Annotated in this window: 14 protein-coding genes and 1 pseudogene; 7 read left to right on the forward strand and 8 right to left on the reverse strand. The window is 67.2% G+C overall.

Annotated features, from left to right (window positions below; genetic code table 11):
* Positions 1-2724: leucine--tRNA ligase (leuS, locus tag ACRDU5_RS08100; protein ID WP_526613967.1), on the forward strand; the 2724-nt coding region annotated here is incomplete at its 5' end.
* Positions 2725-2732: 8 nt separating this feature from the next.
* Here leuS and ACRDU5_RS08105 read toward each other — a convergent pair.
* Positions 2733-3398, reverse strand: a complete 666-nt coding sequence (locus tag ACRDU5_RS08105; protein WP_526614012.1) for an SDR family oxidoreductase — start codon at positions 3396-3398, stop codon at positions 2733-2735.
* A 34-nt stretch (positions 3399-3432) separates the two neighbouring features.
* Here ACRDU5_RS08105 and ggh point away from each other — a divergent pair, with 34 nt between their 5' ends.
* Entirely contained in the window at positions 3433-4773 is a 1341-nt protein-coding gene (gene ggh / locus ACRDU5_RS08110) for a glucosylglycerate hydrolase (protein ID WP_526613968.1), read from the forward strand.
* On the opposite strand, the gene ACRDU5_RS08115 is transcribed toward ggh, so the two are convergent.
* The 7 genes from ACRDU5_RS08115 to ACRDU5_RS08145 form a co-directional block, all read right to left on the reverse strand.
* Positions 4770-5237, reverse strand: coding sequence for a MarR family winged helix-turn-helix transcriptional regulator (locus ACRDU5_RS08115; protein WP_526613969.1), 468 nt, complete (start codon positions 5235-5237; stop codon positions 4770-4772). The two genes, ggh and ACRDU5_RS08115, sit on opposite strands and share 4 nt — an antisense overlap.
* A 19-nt stretch (positions 5238-5256) precedes the next feature.
* Positions 5257-5946, reverse strand: a complete 690-nt coding sequence (locus ACRDU5_RS08120) for a GntR family transcriptional regulator (protein WP_526613970.1) — start codon at positions 5944-5946, stop codon at positions 5257-5259.
* An 88-nt stretch (positions 5947-6034) separates the two neighbouring features.
* Positions 6035-6832: an LLM class F420-dependent oxidoreductase gene (locus ACRDU5_RS08125; RefSeq protein ID WP_526613971.1), complete on the reverse strand. Its 798-nt coding sequence runs from the start codon at positions 6830-6832 to the stop codon at positions 6035-6037.
* A 9-nt stretch (positions 6833-6841) separates the two neighbouring features.
* Positions 6842-7735, reverse strand: a complete 894-nt coding sequence (locus tag ACRDU5_RS08130) for an Rv0045c family esterase (protein ID WP_526613972.1) — start codon at positions 7733-7735, stop codon at positions 6842-6844.
* Between the two features lie 18 nt (positions 7736-7753).
* Positions 7754-8830, reverse strand: coding sequence for an inositol-3-phosphate synthase (locus tag ACRDU5_RS08135; RefSeq protein WP_526613973.1), 1077 nt, complete (start codon positions 8828-8830; stop codon positions 7754-7756).
* A gap of 48 nt (positions 8831-8878) precedes the next feature.
* Positions 8879-9424, reverse strand: a complete 546-nt coding sequence (locus ACRDU5_RS08140) for a PadR family transcriptional regulator (RefSeq protein ID WP_526613974.1) — start codon at positions 9422-9424, stop codon at positions 8879-8881.
* A 24-nt stretch (positions 9425-9448) separates the two neighbouring features.
* A complete protein-coding gene (locus ACRDU5_RS08145) occupies positions 9449-9742 on the reverse strand; it encodes a hypothetical protein (protein WP_526613975.1) in 294 nt (97 codons plus the stop codon).
* 60 nt (positions 9743-9802) lie between these two features.
* Between ACRDU5_RS08145 and ACRDU5_RS08150 the strand changes: the two genes are divergently transcribed.
* The 5 genes and pseudogenes from ACRDU5_RS08150 to ACRDU5_RS08170 all read left to right on the forward strand — a co-directional run bounded on the left by ACRDU5_RS08150 (position 9803) and on the right by ACRDU5_RS08170 (position 14910).
* Positions 9803-10237: a DUF5318 family protein gene (locus ACRDU5_RS08150; protein ID WP_526613976.1), complete on the forward strand. Its 435-nt coding sequence runs from the start codon at positions 9803-9805 to the stop codon at positions 10235-10237.
* Positions 10230-12683 (forward strand): transglycosylase domain-containing protein, encoded by a 2454-nt coding sequence (locus tag ACRDU5_RS08155; RefSeq protein WP_526613977.1) that lies wholly within the window; start codon positions 10230-10232, stop codon positions 12681-12683. Before ACRDU5_RS08150 ends, ACRDU5_RS08155 begins: the two co-directional genes overlap by 8 nt.
* A gap of 62 nt (positions 12684-12745) precedes the next feature.
* Positions 12746-14392, forward strand: a complete 1647-nt coding sequence (locus ACRDU5_RS08160) for a glycosyltransferase family 87 protein (protein WP_526614013.1) — start codon at positions 12746-12748, stop codon at positions 14390-14392.
* Between the two features lie 13 nt (positions 14393-14405).
* Positions 14406-14513, forward strand: a pseudogene (locus tag ACRDU5_RS08165) (DJ-1/PfpI family protein); the annotation flags it as partial.
* 157 nt (positions 14514-14670) lie between these two features.
* Positions 14671-14910, forward strand: a complete 240-nt coding sequence (locus tag ACRDU5_RS08170; protein ID WP_526613978.1) for a DoxX family protein — start codon at positions 14671-14673, stop codon at positions 14908-14910.
* Positions 14911-14913: the final 3 nt, after the last annotated feature.

Below are 14913 nucleotides of genomic sequence, written 5' to 3' on the forward strand. Positions count from 1 at the left end.
GACGGTTCCCCGGTGCCCTCCGACAAGATGTTCGTCCAGGACATGTTTCCCTACCCGTCGGGTGAAGGTCTGCACGTGGGGCATCCACTCGGCTACATCGCCACCGACGTCTACGCCCGCTATTTCCGGATGACGGGCCGCAATGTGTTGCACGCCTTGGGCTTCGACTCGTTTGGTCTGCCTGCCGAGCAGTACGCGGTGCAGACCGGCACCCATCCGCGAACACGGACCGAAGCCAACATCGTCAACTTCCGCCGCCAGCTCGGCCGGCTCGGGTTGGGTCACGACGCCCGCCGCAGTTTCTCCACCACCGACGCCGAGTTCTACAAGTGGACGCAGTGGATCTTCCTGCAGATCTACAACGCGTGGTTCGATCCGGACCTGAACCGGGCCCGTCGCATCGAGGAGCTGGTGGCCGAGTTCGATTCCGGGCAACGGAGTCTCGACGACGGGCGGGGATGGTCGGCACTGTCGGCGGGTGAGCGCGCCGACGTGATCGACTCGTACCGACTGGTGTACCGGGCCGATTCGATGGTGAACTGGTGCCCCGGGCTGGGCACCGTGTTGGCCAACGAGGAGGTCACCTCCGACGGTCGCAGTGACCGCGGGAACTTCCCGGTGTTCCGGAAACGTTTGCGGCAGTGGATGATGCGCATCACCTGCTACTCTGACCGGCTGCTCGAGGATCTCGACGTGCTGGACTGGCCGGAGAAGGTCAAAACCATGCAGCGCAACTGGATCGGCCGATCCACCGGCGCCGAGGTGCTGTTCCCGGCGGGCGACGCGAACATCGAGGTGTTCACCACCCGGCCGGATACCCTGTTCGGCGCGACCTACATGGTGCTGGCTCCCGAGCATCCGCTGGTCGAGCAACTCACCGCGGCCGACTGGCCCGACGCCATCGACCCGCGCTGGACCTTCGGGGCGGACACACCCGGCGAGGCCGTCGCCGCCTACCGCCGGTCGATCGCGGCCAAGTCGGACCTGGAGCGCCAGGAAGCCAAGACCAAGACAGGGGTGTTCCTGGGTCGCTATGCCACCAATCCCGCCGGCGGGCAACAAATCCCGATCTTCATCGCCGACTATGTGCTGGCCGCGTACGGGACCGGGGCGATCATGGCAGTCCCCGCGCACGATCAACGGGACTGGGAGTTCGCCCAGGAATTCGGCCTTCCGATCGTGGAAGTGATTGCCGGCGGCGACATTTCGCAGACGGCGTATACCGGCGAGGGAGAACTAGTCAACTCCGACTACCTGAACGGGCTGAGCGTCCAGGCGGCGAAGGAGGCCATCACCGCCCGGCTGACCGCCGACGGCCACGGCTGGCCCCGGCTCGAGTACAAGCTGAGGGACTGGTTGTTCGCCCGGCAGCGGTACTGGGGTGAGCCGTTCCCGATCGTCTACGACGACGACGGCCGCCCGCATCCGCTGCCCGAGTCCGAGCTGCCGGTCGAGCTTCCGGACATCCCCGACTACTCGCCGGTGCTGTTCGATCCCGACGACGCCGACAGCGAGCCATCGCCGCCGCTGAACAAGGCGACCGACTGGGTGCACGTCGAGCTTGACCTCGGTGACGGCCGCAAGACCTACACCCGCGACACCAACGTCATGCCACAGTGGGCGGGCAGCTCGTGGTACGAGTTGCGCTACGCCGATCCGCACAACTCGGAAGCCTTGTGCGACAAGGATAACGAGGCGTACTGGATGGGGCCCCGCCCTGCCGAGCATGGCCCGGACGACCCCGGCGGTGTCGATCTGTATGTCGGCGGCGTTGAGCATGCCGTGCTGCACCTGCTGTATTCGCGGTTCTGGCACAAGGTGCTCTACGACCTCGGGCATGTGTCGTCGCGCGAGCCGTACCGGCGGCTGGTCAACCAGGGCTATATCCAGGCGCACGCCTACACCGACGACCGCGGGTCCTACGTGCCGGCCGCCGAGGTGACGGAACGCGACGGGAAGTTCTTCTACACCGGCGAGGCCGGCGAGGCCGAGGTGTTCCAGGAGTTCGGCAAGATCGGCAAGAGCCTGAAGAACTCGGTGTCGCCCGACGAGATCTGCGACGACTACGGCGCCGACACGTTGCGGGTGTACGAGATGTCGATGGGCCCGCTGGAGGCGTCGCGGCCATGGGCGACAAAGGACGTCGTCGGCGCGTACCGGTTTCTGCAGCGGGTGTGGCGACTGGTGGTCGACGAGCAGACCGGCCAGGTCCGGGTCAGCGATGACGAACCGGACGATGAGACGCTGCGGCTGCTGCATCGCACGATCGCCGGGGTGTCGGATGACTACGCGTCGCTGCGCAGCAACACCGCGGTCGCCAAGTTGATCGAGTACACCAATCACCTGACCAAGCAGCACACCGGGCTGGGCCCACAGCTTGCTAGGGGAGTGCCCCGGGCCGCCGTCGAGCCGCTGGTGCTGATGGCCGCCCCGCTGGCCCCACACCTGGCCGAGGAACTGTGGCAGCGACTCGGCCACCACGCGTCACTGGCGCACGGCCCGTTCCCGGAAGCCGACCCCGCATACCTGACCGTGGACACCGTCGAGTACCCGGTCCAGGTCAACGGCAAGGTGCGCGGCCGCATCACCGTGCCCGTCGACGCCGATGCCGACACGCTGGAGGCGGCGGCACTGGCCGACGAGAAGGTGCAGACCTTCCTTGCCGGCGCCACGCCGAAGAAGGTGATCGTGGTGGCCGGACGCCTGGTCAACCTCGTCGTCTAGCGCCGAAATCACGTCGGGCGGACGATCACCTCGTGAACGTGCGCGGCGCGAGGTGCGTTCACGGCGTCCGCGACGACCTTGGCGGCGGTCTCCGGACGGAGAAATCGCTCGGGCTTGTACTCGCCGCCCTCGTAGGCGACGAGACCTTCCTGCATCGCCGTCGCGATCCGGCCCGGATGGATCGACGTCACCCGAAGCTCTGGCTCGTCGTTGCGCAGCGAGTCGGCGAAGCCGCGCAACGCGAACTTGCTTGCCGAATACGACGCCAGGCCGGGTGAGGCGTTGATCCCTGAGCCGGAATTGATGAACACGACGTGGCCGTGCGCGCTGCGCAGGGCGGGCAGCAACGCGAGCGTAAGCGCCACCGCCCCAATGACGTTGACCTGCATAGTGGTACGCCACTCGTCGACCGTCGATTCCGCGACACGACCCGGGAACGCCGCGCCGGCGTTGTGGACCAACACGTCGAGCTCGACGATCGGCTCGACGGCGGCGGGGATGGCGTCGGTGTCCTCGAGATCGACCGGCCAGGTGGTGGCGCCGAGCCGCTCGGCGACAGCGTCGAGCCGGGAGGACGGCCGCCCGGCCAGAAACAACGTGTGGGTGGGTGCCAGCGCATCGGCAATCGCCGAACCGAGCCCACCCGCCGCTCCGGTGATCAGCGCGGTCGGCATGCCGGTCACCCTACCGACTGCGATCATTGATGCGATGGCACCCGACCCCAGCTTCGCCCCCACCCAGCTCGCGGCCCGCGCGGCGTACCTGCTGCGCGGTAACGACTTGGGCGTGATGACGACCGCCGCGCCATTGCTCTACCCGCACATGTGGAGCTGGGACGCCGCATTCGTCGCGGTCGGGCTCGCCCCGTTGAGCGTCGAGCGGGCCGTCGTCGAGCTGGACACCCTGCTATCGGCGCAGTGGCGCAACGGCATGATCCCGCACATCGTGTTCGCCAATGGCGCCGACGGCTACTTCCCCGGCCCGGCCCGTTGGGCGTGCTCGGCGCTCTCCGCCAACGCACCGCGGACCCGGCACACATCGGGCATCACCCAGCCGCCGGTGCACGCGATCGCACTGCAGCGCATCCTCGACCACGCCCGCTCGCGCGGGCGATCCACCCGCGCGGTCGCCGAGGCGTTCCTCGATCGGCGCTGGGACGACCTGGTGCGCTGGCATCGCTGGCTGGCCGAGGCCCGCGACCAGAACTCGCATGGTCGCATCACGCTGTATCACGGCTGGGAATCGGGGATGGACAACTCACCGCGTTGGGATAGCGCCTACGCCAACGTGATTCCCGGCACCGTGCCGGAGTATCAGCGCGAGGACAACAACATCATCACCGACGCCAGCCAGCGTCCGTCGGACGGCGAGTACGATCGCTACCTCTGGCTGCTGGAAGAGATGAAGGCCGCCCGCTACGACGACGACATGTTGCCGAAGGCGATGAGCTTCGCCGTCGAGGATGTGTTCGTGTCGGCCGTCTTCTCGGTGGCCTGTGATGTGTTGGCCACCATCGGCGAGGATCACAAACGGCCGCACGCCGACGTCCGGGACCTGTACTCGTGGGCGGAGAGGTTTCGCGCCGGGGTTGCCGAAACGACCGACGAAAGAACCGGCGCGGCACGGGATTACGATGTACGAGCGGACAAGTTGATCGTCACCGAGACAGTCGCGCAGTTCGCCCCGCTGCTGTGCGGCGGGCTGCCGCACGACAAGGAACGTTCGCTGCTGCGGCTGTTGGAGGGGCCACGGTTCTGCGGCCATCCCGACCTGAAGTTCGGACTGATCCCGTCCACATCACCGGTGTCGCGCCACTTCCGGCCCCGGGAATACTGGCGCGGACCGGTCTGGCCGGTGATGACGTGGCTGTTCTCCTGGGCGTTCGCCCGCCGCGGCTGGGCCGAACGGTCGTCGATCCTGCGGCGCGAGGGCCTGCGGCAGGCCAGCGACGGCACCTTCGCCGAGTACTACGAGCCGTTCACTGGAGAGCCGCTGGGCAGCATGCAGCAGTCCTGGACCGCCGCAGCGGTGTTGGACTGGCTGGGCTAGCTGCCTTCCTGGTCGCCCTCTTGACCGGCCAGCCGCTCCAGCGGGCCGATTGCCTTGGTCAGCGTCTCCAGATCGTCCTCGCTGAGCTTGCCGAGCAGCGCCGCCAGTTGGGCACGGCGGGCCGCCAGCGATTCGCGGTGCTGGACCAGGCCGCGCGGGGTCACGTCGACGAGTACCGCGCGCAGATCCGACGGATCGCGCGAACGCTTCACCAGACCGAGCTTTTCGAGCCGGCGGATCGCCACGGTGGTGGTGGGGGTGCGGACGCGTTCGTGGGCCGCCAGGTCCGTCATCCGGATCGGGCCCTTGTCCAGCAGGGTCAACAGAATCGACAGCTGCGCCAGTGTCAGGTCTCCGGCTGCGCCCCGATTGGCATCGCCACGCCTCAGCACGGAGAAGACCTTGGAGAGCACGCGCTGCAGCTCGCCGGCCAGTTCGGCGACGTGCGGCTCCGGCTCCACCATAATTCGCCAGTCTAACCTGTCAGGGTCTGACGCGATGCAATCCTGCGTGGACACCCGACGGGCTGAGCACGCCGCGGCGCACCAGCTCGGCGAGCATGATCCGCCCCATGGCTTCCGAGCGACCGCTGCACGCTGCCCGCGCGGCGTCCGGGTCGCGCTGGTGGATGGCGACGGTCTCGGCCTCGTAGAACGGCAGCATCTCGTCGTGGTTGTTCAGGTAGGTCACCCAGAACACCCGGGGGATGAAGCTCTGCGATGCCCTTATCGCGGCCTGCAGTCGCGGGCCGGCGTACTCGTCGTTGATGATGCGGCGGTACTGCCAGGCGGCCTCCTGGAACGAGCGCGACTCCCGGTTGGCGCGCATCAAGTCGATCAACGAGTCCAGCTGATCGAGCACCTGCGGCCGGGGGTCGACCGCCGCGCGGGCCGATGCCATACCGATGAGCAACCCGTACAACTCGTGATGCTCCAGGACGCTGGCCTCGTCGAAACGCTCGACGAACGCGCCGCGGTGGTAACGGGTGGACAGGATGCCATCGTGCTCGAGCTGAACCACGGCCTCCTGGATCGGGACCCGGCTCAGACCCAGCTCGTGGGCGATTTCGTTGCGGTCCACCCGATCCCCGGAACGCAGCTTCCCGGTCAGCACCAGGTTGATGATGTGGGAAACGACCTGGTCCTTCTCTTTGACCCCGTACTTCTTGGGCATGGCGGCGACAGTTTCTCACGCCGCCTGCGTGTCGGGCGGCGATCTGACCGAATGAGACCGCCGGTCTCGTTCAGCCCGGACCGTTTCTTCAGTTCGCCGCGCGCCGATCACGCCAGCGGCACAATGCTTCTGCGGCGGTCAGGTCGTAATCGGGCCCGTTGGGGCCGATGGTCAGCATCGTGATGCCGAGGTCGGCCAGCGCGTCGGCGTCGGCGAGCAGCGCGTCCAGGCCGCCGCTTTCCTGGACCCCCGCCGAGTGCTCGACGGTGGCGGGGTCGCGGCCCACCGCCGCGCAGTGCTCGGCCAGGATCTCGGCCTTGCGCGGGTAGGTGTTGCGGTCGGTGAAACCGTGCCAGGTGTCGGCGTGCTCGGCGACCAGGCGCAGCGTCTTCCGTTCACCTTGACCGCCGATCAGGAGCGGAATGTCGCGGGTGGGCTGCGGATTGAGCTTGGCCAGCCGGGATTTGATACGGCGCAGTGCTTGCGCAAGATCGTCGAGACGGCTGCCGGCGGTGCCGAACTCGTAGCCGTACTGTACGTAATCCTTGCGCTTCCAACCCGAGCCGATGCCGAGAATCAGCCGACCGTCGGAAATGTGGTCCACGGTGCGTGCCATGTCGGCGAGTAGCTCCGGGTTGCGATACGAATTGCACGTCACCAGGGCACCGATCTCGATGCGTGAGGTCTGCTCGGCCCACGCGCCCAGCATGGTCCAGCATTCGTAGTGCGGGCCGTCGGGGTCACCGTAGAGCGGGTAGAAGTGATCCCAGTTGAACACCACGTCGACGCCGATGTCTTCGCAACGGCGCACGGCGTCACGGATATGGCGGTATTGAGGTGAGTGTTGCGGCTGCAATTGCACGCCGATACGTATCGGGAAGGCCATGGGCCAACGCTATCGGGTCAGGATCCCCCGCAGGATGTCGACGAGCGCGCAGGGCTGGTCGCCCTGCACCGAGTGGCCAGAGTCGGCGACGACACGGGTGCGCTGGAAGCCGGGCGCGCGCTTCGAGAATGCTTCGGCGTCCTCGTCGTTGACGAAGTACGAGTTGGCGCCGCGCACCAACGTGGTCGGCATCGCGATCGCGGGGACGTCGTCCCACAGTCCCTCGAACCCGTCGCCCTTACGGAACGAGTCATAGCGCCATGTCCAGGTGCCGTCGTCGAGTCGCTTCGAGTTGTGGAACACGCCGCGGCGCAACGAGTCCCGGTCGCGGTGCGGCGCGGCGGCTATCGTCACATCCAGCATCGCGGCGAAGCTGGGAAAGGTACGCTCGCCCTGTACGAGGGCGACGGTGCCCATCTGGGCCTTGGTCATTTCGGTATGCCGCTCGGGAGCTGACGGGGTGACGTCGACGAGCACCAGCTCGGGTACCAAGTCCGGCTCGGTCGCGGCGATGCGCAGCGCGGTAAGCCCGCCTAGCGACATGCCGACGACGAGCCGCGGATGCGGCGCCCACTCGCGCAGCAGCGGCCGAAGGGTTTCGGCGTTGAGCTTGGGCCCGTAGTCGCCGTCCTCGCGCCAGGCAGAGCGACCATGCCCGGGCAGGTCGATCGCCAGCGCCGGCTCGCCCAGCCCCACGATGACGGTGTCCCAGGTGTGGGCGTTCTGCCCGCCGCCATGCAGGAAGACCACCCGCGGCGACTCGTCACCCCACTTCAGCGCGCTGATCGGGCCCTTAACGACCCGCCGCACCGCCGGCAAGGCGCCGATGACGCCGGCTTGTTGCGCGTTCTCGTCAAGCAGTGCGAACTCGTCGAGCCCGACCAGTGCGTCATCGTTGACCACGACGGGGACTCTACGGCGTCAGCCCTCGATGAAGGTCTCGAGCTGCTCGCGGGCCACGTCGTCGGGCAGCTGCTGCGGCGGGCTCTTCATCAAGTAGGCAGAAGCGGCCACCACCGGACCTCCGATGCCGCGATCCTTGGCGATCTTCGCCGCGCGGACCGCGTCGATGATGACGCCCGCGGAGTTCGGCGAATCCCACACCTCGAGCTTGTACTCCAGGTTCAGCGGCACGTCGCCGAAGGCGCGGCCCTCCAGCCGGACGTAGGCCCACTTGCGGTCGTCGAGCCAGCCGACGTGATCGGACGGGCCGATGTGCACGTCCTTCGTCTTGAACTCCCGCTGCAGGTTCGACGTGACGGCCTGGGTCTTGGAGATCTTCTTCGACTCCAGCCGCTCACGCTCGAGCATGTTGAGAAAGTCCATGTTGCCGCCGACGTTGAGCTGCATGGTGCGGTCGAGCTGAACGCCACGGTCCTCGAACAGCTTGGCCATCACGCGGTGGGTGATGGTCGCGCCGACCTGGCTCTTGATGTCGTCGCCGACGATCGGCACACCGGCGTCTTCGAACTTCTTGGCCCACACCGGATCGGAGGCGATGAACACCGGCAGCGCGTTGACAAACGCCACGCCCGCATCGATCGCGCACTGCGCGTAGAACTTGTCGGCCTCATCGGAGCCCACCGGCAGGTAGGACACCAGCACGTCGACGTTGTTCTCCCTGAGCACCTTCACCACGTCGACGGGCTCGACGTCGGACACCTCGATGGTGTCGGCGTAGTACTTGCCGATGCCGTCCAGTGTCGGACCGCGCTGCACCACGACATTGGTCGGCGGCACGTCGGCGAGCTTGATGGTGTTGTTCTCCGACGCGAAGATCGCCTCGGACAGGTCGAACCCGACCTTCTTGGCGTCGACGTCGAACGCTGCGACGAACTTGACGTCCCGGACGTGATACGGGCCGAGACGCACGTGCATCAGGCCCGGCACCGTGGCGGTCTCGTCGGCATCCTGGTAGTACTGCACGCCCTGCACCAGCGAAGACGCGCAGTTGCCGACACCGACAATCGCGACCCGCACCTCGGTGTGATCACTCATGAGACGTTCTCCCTCTCCAACCACTGTCATTGCAAGAAATCAGTAGATCTACGACTGCTCGGCGCGACCCTGCGCGACCCGTTCGGCCGCGATCAAATCGTTGAGCCATTTCACTTCGCGCTCGCTGGACTCCAACCCCAGCTGGTGAAGTTGGCGGGTGTAGCGGTCAAGCGAGCTGCTGGCCCGCGCGACTGCTTCACGCAGGCCTTCCCGGCGTTCCTCGACCTGACGACGGCGCCCCTCCAAAATCCGCATCCTGGCCTCGGCCGGCGTGCGGTTGAAAAACGCGAGGTGAACGCCGAATCCGTCGTCGGTGTAGTTCTGTGGACCGGTGTCTGCGACCAGCTCGGCGAAGCGCTGCTTACCGGCGTCGGTCAGCTGATAGACCCGGCGTGCGCGGCGCATTTTCGGGATGCCGTCCGGCGCCGCGTCCTCGGCGATCAGGCCGTCGGCCTGCATGCGGCGCAGCGCGGGGTACAGGGAGCCGTACGAGAACGCACGGAACGCTCCCAGCAGCCCGGTCAGGCGTTTGCGCAGCTCGTAGCCGTGCATGGGCGACTCGAGCAGAAGGCCCAGGATTGCGAGCTCCAGCATCGACCCACCTCCTTTGCTTGGCCGCTACGACGCTTCGACACCTCGGGCAATAGTATCGCGCCGATATATTCCGCGCCACACCGGGACGTACGGGGATCGGCTCAGCCGGGTATTGATCTGTTCGACGTTGCCGGCGCCGTCGAGCTCGATGTAGCCGCTGCTGTAGTCGCTGGACACATACACCGACATCGACAGCGCGCCCGATGCGGTCGCTGTCCTTCGCCCGGGTGCCCGGGGTCTGCCGCCCCCAACCAACTGCTGCCACGACGACGATCGTAAGAGTTCGTCCGGCATCCCCGCAGACCAGATGCCGGTCACGGTCGGGCGGCTGACCCCGTCACGCCTCGGCCGTCGCGGTGCCGACGTACTCTGGTCACCGTGCGACTGCAGCGACAGGTGGTGGACTATGCGCTTCGGCGCCGGTCTCTGCTGGCCGAGGTCTATTCGGGACGCACCGGCGTCTCGGAGGTCTGCGACGCCAATCCCTATCTGCTGCGGGCCGCGAAGTTCCATGGGAAGCCCAGTTCGGTGATGTGCCCGATCTGCCGCAAGGAACAGCTCACATTGGTGTCATGGGTTTTCGGTGACCACCTGGGTGCAGTGTCGGGTTCGGCGCGCACCGCCGAGGAGCTGGTGATGCTGGCCTCCCGCTACGACGAGTTCTCCGTATATGTGGTGGAGGTATGCCGCACCTGCAGTTGGAATCACTTGGTCAAGTCGTATGTGCTCGGCGCGGTCCGTCCCACCGGGCCTTCTTCCGGGTCGCGTCGCACACGGACCGCGCGCAATGACGCGCGGACGGCCAGTGAATAGCGAAGGGCGCCACAACCGGTCAGCCAGCGACGTCCCTACGGGACCAGCGGCTGACGGTGTCGGCGCACGCCCGTCCCGGCGAGCCGACCGGCCCGCCGTTCCGCCCGACGACCGACTGACCGCGGTCATCCCGCCGGTGCGGGAGGACACCCTTCCACACCGCGACCCCATCGAGGCCGTCAAGGCCGCACTCGACGGCACGCCGGCACCGAAGTCGCCGCCGCCGCCACCACCGCCGCGCCGCCCGCCCGGTGGCGGTGGACCGGGTGGACCGCCAGGCCGGCCTCCCCGCCGCCTGCCCGCCATGGAGCAGATCAACTGGCGATGGGTCCGCCGCGGGATCTACGTCACCTTTGCCGCGCTGATCGTGCTGCCCATCGTGACGTTCGGGATGGCCTACCTGATCGTCGACGTGCCCAAACCGGGCGACATCCGGACCAACCAGGTCTCGACGATTCTGGCCAGCGACGGCAGCGAACTGGCCAAGATCGTCCCGCCGGAAGGCAACCGCGTCGACGTCAACATCGACCAGATACCGGTGCACGTGCGCAACGCGGTGATGGCCGCCGAAGACCGTGACTTCTACTCCAACCCGGGCTTCTCGTTTTCCGGGTTCGCCCGCGCGGCGAAGAACAACATCTTCGGTGGCGACACCCAGGGCGGGTCGACGATCACCCAGCAGTACGTCAAGAACGCGTTGGTCGGCTCGCAACGAGCCGGGCTGGGCGGCGTCGTGCGCAAGGCCAAGGAGCTGGTCATCTCGACGAAGATGTCCAGCGAATGGTCCAAAGACCAGGTGCTGGAGTCCTACCTGAACATCATCTACTTCGGACGCGGGGCCTACGGCATTGCGGCCGCATCGAAGGCGTACTTCGACAAGCCGGTCGAGCAGCTCACCGTCGCCGAGGGCGCACTGCTGGCCGCCCTGATCCAGCGGCCGTCCACGCTGGACCCGGCGGTGGATCCCGACGGCGCGGCGGCGCGGTGGAACTGGGTGCTCGACGGCATGGTGGAAATCGGCGCGCTGTCGTCCACCGAACGTGCGGCACAGGTCTTTCCGCCGACCGTGCCACCGGATCAGGCCAAGTCCCAGAATCAGACCACTGGGCCGAACGGGCTGATCGAGCGACAGGTGCAAAAGGAACTGCTCGAACTGTTCAACATCAGCGAGCAGACCCTGAACACCGAGGGACTCCAGGTCACCACCACCATCGACCCCCAGGCCCAGGCGGCGGCCGAGGAAGCGGTGACCGAATACCTCGACGGCCAGGATCCCGACATGCGCGGGGCGGTGGTGTCCGTCGATCCGAAGAACGGCGGGGTGGAGGCCTACTACGGCGGATCCGACGCGCAGGGCTTCGATTTCGCCCAGGCCGGCCTGCCGACCGGCTCGGCGTTCAAGGTGTTCGCCCTGCTTGCCGCGCTGGAGCAGGGCATCGGGCTGGGCTATCAGCTGGACAGCTCGCCGCTGACCGTCAACGGCATCAAGATCACCAATGTCGAGGGCGGCGGCTGTGGCACGTGCAACATCGCCGAGGGGCTGAAGCAGTCACTGAACACCATCTATTACCGGCTGATGCTAAAGCTGGAGAACGGGCCGGCCGACGTCGCCGACGCCGCACACCAGGCCGGCATCGCCGAAAGCTTCCCGGGCGTCGAGCACACCCTGTCCGAGGACGGCGAGGGCGGGCCGCCGAACAACGGAATCGTGTTGGGCCAGTACCAGTCTCGGGTCATAGACATGGCCTCGGCGTACGCGACGATCGCTGCGTCGGGCGTCTACCACAAACCGCATTTCGTGCAGAAGGTGGTCAACGCCGAGGGCCAGGTGCTCTTCGACGCTGCCCAAGAGGACAACTCCGGCGAGCAGCGCATCGACAAGGCCGTCGCCGACAACGCGACCGCCGCCATGCAGCCGATCGCTGCGTACTCCAACGGCCATGCGCTGGCCGGTGGTCGGCCGTCGGCGGCCAAGACGGGCACCAACCAGCTCGGCGACACCGGCGACAACCGGGACGCCTGGATGGTCGGCTTTACCCCGTCGCTGTCGACGGCGGTATGGGTCGGCACCACGGAAGGCGCCAAGCCGCTGGAGAACAAGTGGGGATCGCCCATCTACGGCTCCGGGCTGCCGTCCGACATCTGGAAGGCCACCATGGACGGTGCGTTGGAGGACACCGAGACCGAGTCGTTCCCCAAGCCGACCGAGATCGGCGGATACGCCGGTCCGCCCGCAGCGCCACCGCCGCCTCCGCCGACGACGACAACGCCGACGCCGCCTTCGGAAACCGTGATACAGCCGACGATTGAAGTGGCGCCGGGCATTACCATCCCGTTCGGTCCGCCGACGACGGTGCCCGTCGGGCCGCCGCCACCGGCCGGACCTCCGCCCGGTCCCGTCGGAGCGCCATTCCCGCCACCGCCTCCGCCGCCTCCGCCCCCGTGACCGAAGGCGGCGACACCGAGGGTGGCGACGCGGCGCCGGCTGGTGAGCCGGTCCGCCCTACCGTGTCGCCCCGGCCGCTGGCCGCCGACCTGCGCAGCGCCCACGACCGCGATCTGCCCAGCCGCACCGACGCGATCGGCGGTGCGCTGTCACAGGTGATCGGTGGGCCGGTGGGTCGGCACGCGCTGATCGGTCGGGCCGGCTTCCTCACCCCGCTGCGGGTGATGCTGGCGATCGCCGTGGTGTTTCTCGCGCTGGGCTATACGACGAAGGCGGCATGCCTGCAGACCACCGGCACCGGCACCGCCGATCAGAAGGTGGCCAACTGGCAGAACCAGCGGGCGTATTACGAGCTGTGCTATTCCGACACCGTCCCGCTCTACACCGCGGAAATGTTGAACCTCGGCAAGTTTCCGTACAAGTCGAGCTGGGTCGAGACGGACCGGGAGGGCAGGCCGCAGACGCAGTTCGACGGCAACCTCGCCGTGCGCTACATGGAGTATCCGGTCATCACCGGCATGTACCAGTACCTGTCGATGACACTGGCCAAGACCTACACCGCGCTGACCAAGCTGGTGTCGGTTCCGGTGGTCGCCGAGGTGGTGATGTTCTTCAACATCGCCGCGTTCGGCCTGGCGCTGGCGTGGATGGCGACGGTGTGGGCCACCGCGAAACTGTCCGGGAGACGGATCTGGGACGCGGCCTTGGTCGCTGCGTCGCCGATTGTGATTTTCCAGATCTTCACCAACTTCGATGCGCTGGCAACGGCTTTCGCGGTGGGGGCCATCCTGGCCTGGGCGCGGCGAAAACCCGTGCTCGCCGGCGCGCTGATCGGACTGGGTGTGGCGGCCAAGCTGTATCCGGTGTTGCTGCTTATCCCGCTGGCGATCATCGGAGTGCGTACCGGACGGATTCGAGAAGTGGGCAGTACGGCCGCCGCCGCGGTGGGCGCCTGGCTGCTGGTCAATCTGCCGGTGATGGTGCTGTTCCCGCGGGGGTGGTCGGAGTTCTTCCGGCTCAACGCCCGGCGCGGCGACGACATGGACTCGCTGTACAACGTGGTGAAGTCCTTCACCAACTGGCAAGGCTTCGACACCAACCTGGGGCTGTGGGAACCGCCGATGATCCTCAACACCGTCGTCGGGGTGTTATTCGGATTATGTTGTGCGGCTATCGCTTACATCGCGCTGACCGCAAAGCAGCGGCCCCGCGTGGCGCAACTGGCATTGCTGGTCGTTGCGGCGTTTCTGTTGACGAACAAGGTCTGGAGCCCACAGTTCTCGCTGTGGCTGGTGCCGCTGGCGGTGCTGGCGCTGCCGCATCGGCGCATCCTGCTGGCGTGGATGACCATCGACGCGCTGGTGTGGGTTCCACGAATGCAGTACCTGTACGGCGAGCAGAATCGCGGATTGCCCGAACAGTGGTTCACAGTCACCGTCGTACTGCGCGATATCGCGGTTATTGGGCTGTGTGCGTTGGTGATTCGGCAGATCTACCGGCCCGAGCTGGACCTGGTGCGCAACGGCGGTCAGGTCGACGACCCGTCGGGCGGGGTGTTCGACCGTGCACCCGACGCGCCGCCGCGCTGGCTGCCGGGCTGGCTGCGGCCGAACGGTCAACGCGGCGCACGCGATGAGGCTCCCCCCGACCAGGCCAACCCGGGCGCACCGCAGCCCGAGCCGGATTACGCTGGCCAACGCACCACATAGAGGGGGCCGGCGGGCCGCGCTGCTCAACGGGTTGACGGTGACCACGCACTGGCGAGTCCAGGAGTTGTTCAACTCACTCGGCGCCCAGTACGTCCCGCAGCGGGTGGTCGAACACTCCCCCGCAAGCGGGAGGTGCCCCCGGCAGGTGGAGGCGCTGGCTCACGAGTTCTACCGGTACCGGTCGTACTTGCGCCGCTCTGAACGGATAGCGCCGTCCGGGCGGGGTAATACTTCGGCACGCAATCCGCCCCGTTGTCTTTCCGAAGGGAGCTTTTGTGATGTCAATCCCCCGCTCGTGGTGGCCCTGGCTTGGTACGGCCAAGGCTGCCGGGGCGGTAGGCCTGTTGGCCAGCCTGTTTGTGCCGGTGGTTGGAGTTATCGCCGGCATCGGCCTGGTGGTGTATTTCGCCGGGGCTGTCATCACGGTGGTGCGGGCTCGCTGGTATTCGCACATCCCGTTTCCGCTGATCTATGTGGCGCCGGTGGTCGGTTCCCTCGCGCTGGTGGCCGCCGCCTGAGCA

The sequence above is a fragment of the Mycobacterium sp. genome, from assembly GCF_050701515.1.
Classification (GTDB): Bacteria; Actinomycetota; Actinomycetes; order Mycobacteriales; family Mycobacteriaceae; genus Mycobacterium.

What these genes read in the sequence shown, in the direction of transcription:
- ACRDU5_RS08105 (WP_526614012.1), bottom strand. Translation starts at nt 3,398, where the DNA reads ATGCCGACCGCGCTGATCACCGGAGCGGCGGGTGGGCTCGGTTCGGCG.
- ggh (WP_526613968.1), top strand. Translation starts at nt 3,433, where the DNA reads ATGGCACCCGACCCCAGCTTCGCCCCCACCCAGCTCGCGGCCCGCGCG.
- ACRDU5_RS08115 (WP_526613969.1), bottom strand. Translation starts at nt 5,237, where the DNA reads ATGGTGGAGCCGGAGCCGCACGTCGCCGAACTGGCCGGCGAGCTGCAG.
- ACRDU5_RS08120 (WP_526613970.1), bottom strand. Translation starts at nt 5,946, where the DNA reads ATGCCCAAGAAGTACGGGGTCAAAGAGAAGGACCAGGTCGTTTCCCAC.
- ACRDU5_RS08125 (WP_526613971.1), bottom strand. Translation starts at nt 6,832, where the DNA reads ATGGCCTTCCCGATACGTATCGGCGTGCAATTGCAGCCGCAACACTCA.
- ACRDU5_RS08135 (WP_526613973.1), bottom strand. Translation starts at nt 8,830, where the DNA reads ATGAGTGATCACACCGAGGTGCGGGTCGCGATTGTCGGTGTCGGCAAC.
- ACRDU5_RS08140 (WP_526613974.1), bottom strand. Translation starts at nt 9,424, where the DNA reads ATGCTGGAGCTCGCAATCCTGGGCCTTCTGCTCGAGTCGCCCATGCAC.
- ACRDU5_RS08170 (WP_526613978.1), top strand. Translation starts at nt 14,671, where the DNA reads ATGTCAATCCCCCGCTCGTGGTGGCCCTGGCTTGGTACGGCCAAGGCT.